This window comes from uncultured Negativibacillus sp., from assembly GCF_944388365.1.
Taxonomy (GTDB): Bacteria; Bacillota; Clostridia; order Oscillospirales; family Ruminococcaceae; genus Negativibacillus.
The window spans coordinates 1-12,133 of record NZ_CALXIN010000001.1; the positions used below are offsets into that span (position 1 = coordinate 1).

11 protein-coding genes and 2 tRNA genes are annotated in these 12,133 nt (G+C 48.9%); 1 reads left to right on the forward strand and 12 read right to left on the reverse strand.

The features are described from left to right. A partial coding sequence (locus Q0L39_RS00005; RefSeq protein ID WP_296626286.1) for a cell wall hydrolase occupies positions 1 to 294 on the forward strand: 294 nt, incomplete at its 5' end. Between the two features lie 55 nt (positions 295 to 349). On the opposite strand, the gene Q0L39_RS00010 is transcribed toward Q0L39_RS00005, so the two are convergent. The 12 genes from Q0L39_RS00010 to Q0L39_RS00065 form a co-directional block, all read right to left on the reverse strand. Further along, on the reverse strand, positions 350 to 1,849 hold the full coding sequence (locus Q0L39_RS00010; protein WP_296626287.1) for a PH domain-containing protein: 1,500 nt from the start codon (positions 1,847 to 1,849) through the stop codon (positions 350 to 352). Then, positions 1,827 to 2,288, reverse strand: a complete 462-nt coding sequence (locus tag Q0L39_RS00015; protein WP_296626288.1) for a PH domain-containing protein — start codon at positions 2,286 to 2,288, stop codon at positions 1,827 to 1,829. Before Q0L39_RS00015 ends, Q0L39_RS00010 begins: the two co-directional genes overlap by 23 nt. Positions 2,289 to 2,311: 23 nt before the next feature. Then, positions 2,312 to 2,641, reverse strand: a complete 330-nt coding sequence (locus Q0L39_RS00020) for a hypothetical protein (RefSeq protein ID WP_296626289.1) — start codon at positions 2,639 to 2,641, stop codon at positions 2,312 to 2,314. Positions 2,642 to 2,654: 13 nt separating this feature from the next. Beyond that, complete coding sequence (locus Q0L39_RS00025) at positions 2,655 to 4,841, reverse strand: Tex family protein (RefSeq protein ID WP_296626290.1); 2,187 nt, start codon at positions 4,839 to 4,841, stop codon at positions 2,655 to 2,657. Positions 4,842 to 5,051: 210 nt separating this feature from the next. Next, complete coding sequence (locus Q0L39_RS00030) at positions 5,052 to 6,521, reverse strand: DUF4340 domain-containing protein (RefSeq protein ID WP_296626291.1); 1,470 nt, start codon at positions 6,519 to 6,521, stop codon at positions 5,052 to 5,054. 25 nt (positions 6,522 to 6,546) lie between these two features. Beyond that, the gene (locus Q0L39_RS00035; RefSeq protein WP_296626292.1) at positions 6,547 to 8,004 is read right to left on the reverse strand and encodes a GldG family protein; all 1,458 of its coding nucleotides are present in this window, start codon (positions 8,002 to 8,004) and stop codon (positions 6,547 to 6,549) included. Between the two features lie 18 nt (positions 8,005 to 8,022). Further along, on the reverse strand, positions 8,023 to 8,727 hold the full coding sequence (locus Q0L39_RS00040) for an ABC transporter permease subunit (protein WP_296626293.1): 705 nt from the start codon (positions 8,725 to 8,727) through the stop codon (positions 8,023 to 8,025). Positions 8,728 to 8,730: 3 nt separating this feature from the next. Further along, positions 8,731 to 9,768, reverse strand: a complete 1,038-nt coding sequence (locus Q0L39_RS00045; protein WP_296626371.1) for an ABC transporter ATP-binding protein — start codon at positions 9,766 to 9,768, stop codon at positions 8,731 to 8,733. A gap of 209 nt (positions 9,769 to 9,977) precedes the next feature. Beyond that, positions 9,978 to 10,052 (reverse strand) — tRNA-Glu (locus tag Q0L39_RS00050). 37 nt (positions 10,053 to 10,089) lie between these two features. After that, a tRNA-Met gene (locus tag Q0L39_RS00055) sits at positions 10,090 to 10,166 on the reverse strand. A 200-nt stretch (positions 10,167 to 10,366) separates the two neighbouring features. Continuing rightward, a complete protein-coding gene (locus Q0L39_RS00060; RefSeq protein WP_296626294.1) occupies positions 10,367 to 11,116 on the reverse strand; it encodes an acyl-ACP thioesterase domain-containing protein in 750 nt (249 codons plus the stop codon). Between the two features lie 142 nt (positions 11,117 to 11,258). Continuing rightward, positions 11,259 to 12,125, reverse strand: a complete 867-nt coding sequence (locus Q0L39_RS00065; RefSeq protein ID WP_296626295.1) for a ParB/RepB/Spo0J family partition protein — start codon at positions 12,123 to 12,125, stop codon at positions 11,259 to 11,261. Between the last annotated feature and the right edge of the window lie 8 nt (positions 12,126 to 12,133).

Consider the following 12,133-nt stretch of genomic DNA (forward strand, 5'->3'; position numbering starts at 1 on the left):
TATATCGGACAGGTAGCAGTCGGCGCGGTTGTCCTCAACCGCGTGGAGTCCTCCTCCTTCCCTGACAGCATCTCCGGTGTTGTCTATCAGCCTGGCGCCTTCACCGCCATTACCGACGGGCAGATCAACGAAGCGGTCACCGACTCCGCACGCCGTGCAGCCCGTGAAGCTCTCAATGGCTCCGATCCTACCGGCGGTGCACTCTACTACTATAATCCTGATAAGACATCCAACAAGTGGATTCGCTCCCGAACCGTTATCACCCAGATTGGCGACCATCTTTTCTGTTCTTAAAGATAAAAGACCTGACTTCAATATTTACCGAAGTCAGGTCTTTTATCTTTATTTTTTAGGAAATATTTTCTTCGCAGAAAATCTTCTCTGTTTCTTCCCTCTTTAAATCTCGGATATGGTGTGTCTGACGCCCTTCCGAATAGGAATAAACATAAACATCGCACCTGCCTGTCCTTCGCTGCAAAAAGCTCTGCACTCTTCGGATGCGCACGATCCGCTCCGGCCGGATAATCACCTGATGCAGCGAAAAGCCCTTGGAGTAACGAAGTGTATAGCATCCATCCTGAAAAGAGATTCCCGCGGTGTTTAAATCAATCAGCTTTACGATCAAAAGCCAGATCAGTGGAAAGTTTGCCATAAAAGCCACCCATACGATCAGCTCCCGCCAATCTGGAAAGAAGTAGCATAATACGATCCTTGCAGCCAGCACCGCTACAATCAGCGCCAACGTTCTCGATGTATACCGAAACGCCGAACGAATGCGATGCGGCCGCAGCGTCCGCTCGGACAGATGATACTCCGGCAGCAGCAGACGTAAACTGTAGTTCAGCTGCCTTCTTCGCACACAGGGAATCAGTGCGGAAACATCATCCTTAAACTTGCCATATCCCACCGTGGACAGGAAGATAGAATAGACTCCCAAAATACAGGTTAGCAACGACCGCCGAATATCCAGATAACCAATCTTGCTCACCTCAATCCGGTAAGAACGTCTGGTCAAAAGGCCGGCATTGACCTCCAATAGATTGCGGCGGCGCATCACTTGAAAATTCGCGTGCCGCGCAAGACTGGCGACAAAGGCACAAAGATATCCCAATGACATCACACTTGCCAATGAAAAAGCCGCCGGTGGGATTCCAAAGGCCAGCGTCCTCGCAACATTTTCAAAGGTACCATAAATCATCTCGGAAAATCTCTGCCCCAAAATGTTGCCTACCTGGGTAATAAAGGTAGAGATCAACACCATTCCTGCAAACGAGTTGGAGGTAATCAGTGCCAGAATAAACACATATCGGCTCTTTGGCTTGTAGCTTCGCACCGGAGATAAGGGAGCCAGCGGAACCGGTGCCTGCAGCATCCGCAAAATCTTCTGACAATCCTTCTTTTTGAGCATCACCAACAGATCCGCATTCTGGATGCTTCCTCCCGCCGTATCCACCCGCAGATATACTGCACCAAATAACCACAGGCGCAGCGGTTGAATCACCGAGATGCAGCAGGTGCGGGATACCGGCAAAAAGGTCAGCTCTCTGCGAAAGACACCTCGTTTGACCAGTAACCCATCTCCCGACACCTCCACCGTGAAGGTTGCCCACAATAGGATACCCAGCGATAGAAAGGCAAACAGAACCAGCAGGTCCATCCAGGCGCCATGCAGCCATCGGGACAGATTGACTCCCAAAGTAAATCCCTCTGTCAATGAAAAGCTGTTGATGAGCACAAAGTATAAACCTCTGACAACTGGAATCAGCAGGATGAACAGATAACGCCACAGGTTGCTCAGGATATACAGCGGATGCGGACGGCATCGCTTAATTGTCACTGTGTTCTCCATGCTCCACCTCCATTTTGCGTCCTAACTGTACCCGCAAAAGACGTGCTTCCTCATAGTTCAGCCCAGCGATACGGATCACGCCTCCCGCCGCATACAATCGCAGGCTTGCCAGATTCATCAATTTCTGCAGCGGTGTCTGACTGAGTGTCGTATACTGCACATTGCGGATATACACCGCATCCATCTGATTGTATAAAACGCCGCGGCTGACCCGCACCATCCGATCGCTGACGGCATAGTGGTAAAAATGATAGTACATCGGATAATACACAAAACATAACAGCAAAAATACTGCCATCCAAACAAACGTCCAAATGGTAAACCAGCTTGCCTTTGTATAATAAAGAAATCCTCCGACCATCGCCGGACCTATGCAGAACAGCAGCAGCCTGATTCTCCAATAGGTCAGCACACGGGCCGGAAGGCGCTGCCCCGTCAACTTATCTCGCCATCCTTTCTAACCTATAATCCATAATGAATGACATACTTATCTTCTTTCCAAGCCTGAATAAGCATCCTGTGCAAGTCAGCAAGTTCTGGGACTGCTGCAATGATGTCACACATCAAGGGAAGTGAAGCCGGTGGAATCAAAGTAATTCCACAATAGGCCAATCCCTTGCCAGGCACATCCAGCGCATGCCAATAGCAATCCGCCGCACAGAGCTGCTCTGCAACCAGCTCCAGCACATCGTCGTCCACCTTGATGCAGTGGTACTTGTCCGGCTCATATTCATCAAACCGCTGTCCCAGAACCGGAGCCTCCTGCATGATTCCAAACTCATGACTTGCCATCTGCGTTTCCTCCCTATCCCTTGTTCTGCTCGATCCCTTTCATGCTCAGCGAGATGCGCTTTCTCTGCAAATCCACATCCAGCACCCTGACCTTGACAATGTCTCCCACCTTGAGCACTTCGGATGGATGTTTGATGTACCGGTCGCAGATCTGGGACAGATGCACCAATCCATCCTCATGCACTGCGATATCCACAAACGCGCCGAAATCGGTGACATTGCGCACCGTACCAGTCAGAATCATGTCCGGCTTTAAGTCCTTAAGCTCCATGACATCGGTGCGCAGCATCAGTTTTGGCAGCTCGTCGCGCAGGTCTCTTCCAGGTTTGAGCAACTCCGCAATCATGTCCCGCAGCGTCGGCTCGCCGATTTCCAACCGTTTGGCCAGCTGCTCCATCGTTCCCAACTGGGCGGCACGCTGCGGCAGCTGGGTAATCTTTGCACCCAGCACATCCTCCAAATCATATCCGCACAGCTGCAGCAGCTTCTTTGCCGCCGCATAACTCTCCGGGTGAACACCGGTGCGGTCGAGCGGATTCTCGCTTTCCATCACCCGCAAAAAGCCTGCGCACTGCTCGTACGCCTTTTTGCCCAGCTTCGGCACCTCCATCAGCTGACTGCGCTTTGTAAAGGAACCATTCTCCTCCCGATAGCTGACGATGTTCTTTGCAACCGATGTATTCACTCCCGCTACATACGAAAGCAGCGACTGACTGGCTGTGTTCAAATCCACGCCCACCTTGTTGACGCAGTCCTCCACTACGCCGCCAAGCGCTGTGTCCAGCTCCTTCGGCGGCATGTCGTGCTGATATTGTCCTACACCGATCGCCTTCGGGTCGATCTTCACCAGCTCTGCCAGCGGGTCCTGCAATCTGCGCGCAATCGAAACTGCACTGCGCAGCGAAACGTCAAACTGCGGAAACTCCTCTGCTCCCAGTTTGGATGCCGAATATACCGACGCTCCTGCTTCGCTGACCACCATATAGGATACCTTGTCCTTTCCTTCACCGTTTATCTCACCGAGCAGCTCTGCCACAAAGATTTCCGACTCCTTGCTTGCTGTTCCGTTTCCGATGGCAATCACACTGACTCCGTATTTGCGGATCAAGCCCGCCAAAACCTTCTTTGCCTGTTCGGTGCGATTCTGCGGCGGTGTCGGGTAAACCACCGTTGTTTCCAACACCTTGCCTGTCGCATCCACCACCGCAATTTTGCAGCCGGTCCGGTACGCAGGGTCAAACCCCATCGTCACTGCACCTTTGACCGGCGGCTGCATCAGCAGATTTTTTAAGTTTTCCGAAAATACACCGATCGCCTGTCTGCATGCTTTTTCGGTCAGCTGTCCGCGCAGCTCTCTCTCCAGCGAAGGAAACAGCAGACGCTGATAGCTGTCCTCACATACCTCCCGCAGTAAGGCAGCAAACGGAGAATCTCTGCGGATCACTTTGTGCTCCATCCGTCCCAGACAGACCTTGTCGTCAACCTCTACCTTGACCTTCAGTGCCTGTTCCCGTTCTCCGCGGTCGATTGCCAAGATGCGGTGCGGCGCAATTTTGCCCACCGATTCGCTGAATTCCGAGTACATATTGTATATTTTGTTTTCATTTGTACCTGTTGTTGTCGAAATCAGGGCATTTTTCTGTAAATAATCTCGCAGTGATGCACGGATGTCCGCTGAATCGCTGATCTCCTCTGCCAGGATATCCTTGGCTCCGGCAATCGCTGCTGCGGCATCCTCGACACCTTTGTCGGGATTGATATAGCCTGCTGCCTTTTGTTCCAGCGACTGATCTGCCTTCTGCCGCATCAGCCAGTCGGCCAATCCCTGTAAACCCTTTTCCCTGGCAACCGAAGCTCTGGTCTTTCGCTTCTGCTTATAAGGACGGTAAAGGTCCTCCACCTCGGAAAGCATCTGCGCCTGTTCCAGTGCCTGTTTCATCTGTGCCAGCTGCTTCTCATCCAGCTTGCCGCTCTGTTCAATCAGCCCCAGCACTTCCTCTTTTCTTTTTTCCAGATTCCGCAAATAGGATAAGCGTTCGCTCAGATTGCGCAGGACGGTGTCGTCCAAACCGCCGGTTGCTTCCTTTCGATAGCGGGCGATAAAAGGAATGGTGTTTCCCTCATCCATCAGTGTGACCGCACTCTCAATCTGTTTGAGCGGCACAGAAAGCTCCTTTGCCAGCACCTGTAAAATGTCCATCTGTCTGTCATCCTTCCATTTCATTTTCTTCCTTTCACTATATCATAGTTTCTTCGATACCAAAAGCAAAATATCTGAATTTATTGTCCATAATGTTATTTTTATCTTTCAGTATACTTTTAGAATATATTTTCTTATACTTTTTGTATTCTACTGTCGAATTATCACAAAAAAGGCAGCGAAGCTTCCATCAACTTCGCTGCCTTTTATTTATGCCAGATTGGAAATTTCCTTTCCGTCAACTGCGTTCTGGCAGTTGTTCAGAATCTGATTGACGATATCCTGCTGCACTGTATATTTGTTCTCACCGTTGAGCGAGATATAGACCGAGCCGTCGCCTGTTGGTGTCAGGACAAAGATATCCGCTTCTCTCGTGTCATCCACATAGGAAATAGTCATGGTGAGCACCGCATCCAGCGTCGGTTCTTTGCTGCTCATCTTGTCCGGTGGAATAGCTGTGATTGTCTGATACAGTTCCTCAAACAGTTCTGTATCTACCTGTGTTCCATTGCAGTCTACCGTAGTGCCATCGTCTGAATGAGAGAGGATAAAGTCATAGCTTGCACTGGTACCGGTTACCTGTAACTGTACCACCTCGTCAAGCGATACCGGCTGGTACACGCTTTGAACAAGCTGTTCTGCCTGTACCGTCAACCAGCTTAAACGGCTGGAGGACACCAGATAAACCATCGGGGAATCCTCCCGCATCAGATAGACATAGTTGTTGCTGTCCGGCGCAGATGTTTTCAGGGTAAAGCTCTCCACTCCGTCCATCTGTACCGAAATCACCGAATATGGATCATCCAGTCCAAAGTTAATCAGTTCATCCTCGGTCGGATAAACCGCCTCAATCGAGTTTGCATATAAGGAGAAAAGTCCTTCGGTCACCTGTGAAGCGGAGGCTTCGCTGATGGTCTGCTCGATCGGCGTCGTCATCTTATACTCTTTTTCGGTCGAGGAAACAACAACTTCCTCTGTTTCTTCTGCTTCTGTGCTTTCCTCATCCTCCACCGTCTGAATCTCCAGTGTAATGGCAGATGGACGTACCGATCCCGACAGGGTGATTACCGCCTGTGTGTACTCCGGTTCTGCCTCTGTGATTTCATTGTTCAGGAAGGAATACCGATGCCTGGAAACGCTGTCCAGAATATCGTCGTTCAGCAGATAGACACCATCTTCGTACAGTGCATAGACACTGCTGCCATTGGGCGCCTCATCTCCCAGATAGAGCACCTCTTCTGTTCCTTCTGCCGTCACGATTTTCACTGTATAGGACGGTGTGTCCAGTCCGTATTGTACCAGCGACTCCTGGGAGTCCCCGATGGTTTCTGCCTCTGTTTCCTCAGAAAGGCTGAGCAGCTTTCTCTGTGCGGTCAGGTTGGAAAAGCAGGCTGTCAGATTGCTGACGTTCAGACTGGATACATCCAGTTCCTCCAAGCCCTCGATGACAAAACCATCGCCCTGATTGACCAGCGTAAACTCATCGCTTGGATTCTGAATCTGGATGGTGTTGATGTCATCGACCGATAAGGACAACAGCACTTCTTCCGACGAGCTCTGCGTTTCTCCCGTTTCCTGCTCTTCCTGCGTCTGGAACCGAAATATCAGAAAAACCAGCAGTCCAACCAGCACCAGAACCAGCAGAAAACTTGCCGCCAGCGCTGTCGTTTGTTTTTTCATGCACCAACTTCCTTTCTTTGCACGCTTATGCGTTGCGCCGTTTGATCCACAGATACATACCACAGCCCAGTGTCATGATTGGTACAACGATCATAAAGATCAAACCGATGGTAAATACCTGTGCCGTATTTAATCCCAGCTCCTGACCGCCCAGCGTTTTGGACTGGATGGAAATTACATTTTCCCGATGGGTCAGTGTGTTCATTACCGATAGATAGTAATCCGCGTTGGCAAACGAACCGCTCTGCAGCAGCGAGTCGCTCAGCGACACCGAGGAACCATAGGCAACAACCTGACTGGTTTCTCCGTCATCAAACGTTTTTGTAGAAAGGATTGCCAGCGGGAATGGGCCATATTCCTCCGGCTGCCAGTTTTCCAGATCTGCGCTGTCGGTATCGTATGGAATTACCGAGGAAGTGTCCGAAGATTTCAGTAAAACGGTGGTGGAAATATCCATGTTGGTTTCAAAAACCTGCTCCAGAGGACGCGCAAACGGCATCGTCAATGGAATGGATGTATCAGACATCGTGTCGGTCAGTGTCAGATCGCTGATCTGGATGGTCGAGAAATAGGGGTTCATGTTGATAACTTTGTTGTTGTTTGTCTCCACAATCGAACTCAGCTCCACCGAAATTCCCCACTTCTGCAGAAAAGCATCCAGACGAGGCAGTTCCGGTTGGGTCGTGTCTGCAAAGTACAGCAGCGTTTTTCCCTCCTGTGACAAAAATGCATCCACACGATCGAGCACCTCCTGATCTGGGTCGTTGGTCGGTGCCATCCAGATCAAAACATCCACATCCTCTGGAATTTCATCCACCGTTGGATTCAGCGAGGTCACCTCAAAATTGTTGCTGGTCAATAACTCTGCAAAACCATCTGGATACTGTTCACCATGGCCTGTGAAAATCGCCGTCTTAACCTGTGTCTCGGAGGTTACATTCATAATTGCCGAGGTCATCGCCTGTTCTGCCTTGGAGGAGGTGATGTAGCTTCCATAATAAGAACCGGACTCCACATTGAACAGATCATACGCTGTCAGCGTCTGAGAACGCCGCGCACTCGAAACAATGATATCTCCAATCTGGACATCCTCGTAATTGGAAAGTAACGATGGATTTTCCAGCAGGTCGATATATTCCAGCGTGATCTGATCGGAGTACTGCGCATACTGTTTAAGTACCTCATTGGCCTGGACATAATATTCACCGCTGCCTACAAAGTTGCTTTCGGAGGTCAGAACCTGAATCGAAACCGGCTCGCTCAACTCAGACAGATACTCCTTGGACTGATCGGTTAGCTGAAACACCTTTTCAGGCGTCAGATCCACACTGATGGGATAGTGCTCGGTCAGATATGCCGTCAATACATTCAGCAGTACCAGCGCCACAACAATCAAAAAGGTGGTTGCTCCTGACAGCATCAGATACTTTTGGCGTCTGGTTGTAGGATGATGTTCTTTTTTCTTCCAAAATTTCTTCATCATGGCACCTTCCTTTCCGTCTTAGGAAACACGGCGGCGTTCCAGATGCCGCACTGTCAAAAACAGGAACAATACCGCCACACTGATAAAGAAGGTCAGATCGGATAAGTTCAAAATTCCCCTGGTGAAATCCAGATAATGCTGATAAAAGGAAAGTTCATCCATCAGCTTGGACACTGCCTCGCTGGAAACCACCGGCGTAAAGCTGTTGATAAACATCAAAAGCAGACCGATTGCCATCGAACCGATAGCAGCGATCACCTGATTCTCTGTCAGGGAAGAAATATAAAGGCCAATCGCACATAATGCCGCTCCCAGCAGCAAAAGTCCCAGGAAATTTCCGCAAAATACCGCTGCATCTGGAATCTGAAAAGCACACATCACCAGATAATAGACAATGGTGATGCCCATACCAATCCCGTAAATACTCAAACAGGCCAAAAATTTCCCCAGGACAATCGACGTAAAGTGGACTGGCGCCGTAAACAGTGCCTGTTCTGTTTTCTGGCGGCGCTCTTCACTGAACAGACGCATCGTCAGAATCGGCACCAGAAAAATGACAATCGAAAATAGATTGGAAAATACATAGCTCATGTCGGTCGTGTTGCTCACCAACGAGGTTGCAAAAAAGTAATAACCCGAGAGCGCAAAAAATACCGCCAAAAATACGTATCCAACCGGAGAGGTCAGATAAGAGCGCATCTCTTTTTTATATATTGCTGTCATCCCTTATTCTCCCTTCTCCTGTGTCGGCTCGGATGTTGATGCTTTTTCTTCTTCCGGATTTCCTTCGGTGAGTGCATCCGCTAAATCCACCGGTTCTTCCTGTAAACCTTCCGCTGTCAGCCGCAGGAAGATTTCTTCCAGATTTAGATTCTTGCGGCTCATCGTCAAAATCGCACAGTCGGTCTTGCTGAAGGTTTTGAAGATTGCTCTTCTGACCGGTGCACTGTCGGTACAGTCGTTTGACAGAGAAACCACATACTCCAGTCCATTGCGGTGTTCTGCCTTCTCCACCATTGCAATTTTACGCAAAAGCTCGATAATTGTCTTTTGATTTCCTTCTATCTCCAGCTGAATCTGTAAATGTCCGGTCAGCTGATCGGCCAATTCCTCCGTTCTTCCGTCTGCAACAATTTTGCCTCGATGAAGGATGATGATTCTGTCACAAATTTCCTGCACCTCCGAAAGGATGTGCGACGAAAGCAAGACGGTGCGCTCCTTGGCTAACTGTCGGATCAGCTCTCGAATCTCAATAATCTGTGCAGGGTCCAGTCCTACCGTTGGTTCATCAAGGATCAGAATTTCAGGATCGCCAATCAGTGCCTGTGCTAATCCCACTCTCTGCCGGTAACCTTTGGATAGATTGCGAATCATTCGATCTTTTACATCGCCAATTCCAACCAGATCCATAATTTTCTGCAAATATTCATCCCGCGGCTGAGTTATGTTTCGATTCTTTTTGACCTTTTTCAGATTATAGATAAAAACGAGATATTCCCACACCTTCATGTCCTGATAGACCGGCGGCTGTTCCGGCAGGTAGCCGATCTTTGTTTTTGCGCGAAATGGATCGGTCAGGATGTCCACTCCTTCGATCAACACATCGCCGTCCGAAGCCGAGATATATCCCGTCAGAATATTCATTGTTGTTGTTTTACCGGCACCGTTGATTCCCAAAAATCCGACCGCTTCCTTCCCTTCGATCGAAAAGCTTACCGAATCCAGCGCCTGTTTGTTTCCATAGTGCTTGCTGAGGTTTTTCACTTCCAGCAACAGATTCATCCCCTTTTGTGTGCAGTTTGGTTTTCCCTGTCTTTGTTCGCTTCTTATTAGTGTACAGGAAGTCGCTTCAAAGAGTTTTAAGAAAATATTGGGAATTTTTAAAGTTTCTTTCAGCATTTAAAAAACTTCTTGTTTTCTGTCAAATTCTCGGACATACAAAAAAAACGGATTCCAAAACTGGAATCCGTTTTTGGTGACCCGTGCGAGAATCGAACTCGCGATACCGCCGTGAAAGGGCGGTGTCTTAACCGCTTGACCAACGGGCCGCACATATATAAAAACTGCAAGAGCAGGTTTTAACGATGGTAGCGGCAAATGGATTTGAACCATCGACACTTCGGGTATGAACCGAATGCTCTAGCCAGCTGAGCTATGCCGCCATGTCATACGGCATTGCCGTAATCAACGAGCTAAATTATATAACATATTTTCGGATTTGTCAACACCTTTTTTTAATTTTTTTTACTTTTTTTATTTTATCCCTTTTTCTCCTTTTTATTCGCATAAATATCTCTCTAAACAGAAAAAAAGGATGTCCTTTTCATGAAAGGACATCTTTCTCTTTTGCTTGATTTCTTTCCTATTCAAAGCGGGCAAAACCCTCGAAACATTTTTTACCATTTTGATCCAATCCACTGACATAGTAGCTGAGGGAGTCGCTGCCTTCTTCTGTCAGTTCCTTGGTAAAGATGGCAAGCTCCTCTCCCATTTTGGCCTCGTTGTGATAGTTGATGACCAGCTTTTTCATCTGGCGATCCACCGTCGCCGAGAATGGAAGATTGTCCAAAATAATATCCGCATACTGCGTATTGTTCAGATGTCCATTGTCATCGGTGCGGGAATAGGTCACTCTCTCTGTTCCGGTTTGCTTAGCATCCTTTACTTTGGGAATGGTGAAATCATGCTCCTTTTCCATCTCCATGTGGAAAGGAAAGTTCATTTCTTCCGGCGGATTCCGCAAAATCTTTCTGGTATCTGTGTCGACCAACACCCATTTTGAATCCTGTGCAGCTACTTCCACTCCCTGCTCGTTAAAAAACTGGGTATATCTGCTGTAGATTGCGCGGTTTGGACGGGATGGACGGGTCACCATCCGAATTTTATCTCCCACTTTGATTTCTCCGTACAGCTCCAGCGATGCTTTCGCCAACAAAAACACCGTGTGGGTGCGGTGGTATACATCAATCGTCAAGCCGATGTCATTGCAATGGTTGGTGCTGATCGCCTGGCTCTGGGACATCAGTGCTCCGGCTTTCATTCTGCCGTTGCAGTCACATTCATACTGTCCCACAATAAATGACTGTTCATATACATCAATGTTTGCGCTCAAAACAAAACCCCTCTTTCCAGCCTTGATTTTATTTTATTATATTCCTTTTTTCAAAACTGCTCAATCAATATTGGGCGTTCTTTCCGATCAGAATATCATAAAACAGGGACATCCTCCATGATGCCCCTGTTTTTGTTTAAAATTATTTGCTCATCTTTTCCGCCAGCTGTTTCAAATCCTCTTCGCTGTAAAACTGAATTTGAATCAATCCGCCATTGCCGCTCTGTACAATCTTCACCTTGCGGCCCAATTCGTTGGACAATGCCAGCTCCATCTCGGTAAAGAAGGTTTCCTGCGCGCTCCAGCTTTCCTGGTAAGCTTCCGCCTTCTGATCCTGCGGCTCCTCATTTTTCTCTTTGGACATCTTTTCGATGTCACGCACCGAATATTTGCCGGTTTTTACCTTCTGGGCCACCGACAGCAGCTTGTTCTGATCTTCAAAAGCCAGCAGTGCTCTTGCATGTCCAGGAGAAACCTCGCCTTCTTCCACCATCGTAATGACCGTCTGTGGCAGATGCAGCAGACGCAGCGCATTGGCAATCGCCGGACGGGATTTTCCCACACGCTTTGCCACCTGTTCCTGTGTCATTCCGTAGCGCTCCATCAACAGCTTGTAGCCGGACGCCTCCTCAATCGCATTGAGGTCCTCGCGCTGCAGGTTTTCGATCAGCGCAATTTCCATCGCCTGTTCCTCATCCATATCACGGATGACCACCGGAACCTCCTGCAATCCAGCCATCCGGCTGGCTCTCCAGCGACGCTCTCCGGCTACCAGCTGATAACCTCCGGTTGGAAGCGGACGCACCAGCAGCGGCTGCAGAACACCGTGTTCCTTGATGGAGTCCGCCAGCTCATTGAGCGCTTCCTCGGAGAAAACTTTTCGAGGCTGTTCCTTGTTTGGCTCAATCTCGCTCAGACGTAAAGTGACAACCCCAGTATCCACCGTTTCATTATCAATAAACAGCGCGTCCAGACCTTTGCCCAGACCACCTTTTTTTGCTCGTGCCAATCTTCTCA

Excerpts from the sequence above, each read along its gene's own strand:
- Q0L39_RS00025 (WP_296626290.1), bottom strand. The coding sequence starts at position 4,841 with ATGGACATTTTACAGGTGCTGGCAAAGGAGCTTTCTGTGCCGCTCAAA.
- Q0L39_RS00030 (WP_296626291.1), bottom strand. The coding sequence starts at position 6,521 with ATGAAAAAACAAACGACAGCGCTGGCGGCAAGTTTTCTGCTGGTTCTG.
- Q0L39_RS00010 (WP_296626287.1), bottom strand. The coding sequence starts at position 1,849 with ATGGAGAACACAGTGACAATTAAGCGATGCCGTCCGCATCCGCTGTAT.
- Q0L39_RS00035 (WP_296626292.1), bottom strand. The coding sequence starts at position 8,004 with ATGATGAAGAAATTTTGGAAGAAAAAAGAACATCATCCTACAACCAGA.
- Q0L39_RS00040 (WP_296626293.1), bottom strand. The coding sequence starts at position 8,727 with ATGACAGCAATATATAAAAAAGAGATGCGCTCTTATCTGACCTCTCCG.
- Q0L39_RS00020 (WP_296626289.1), bottom strand. The coding sequence starts at position 2,641 with ATGGCAAGTCATGAGTTTGGAATCATGCAGGAGGCTCCGGTTCTGGGA.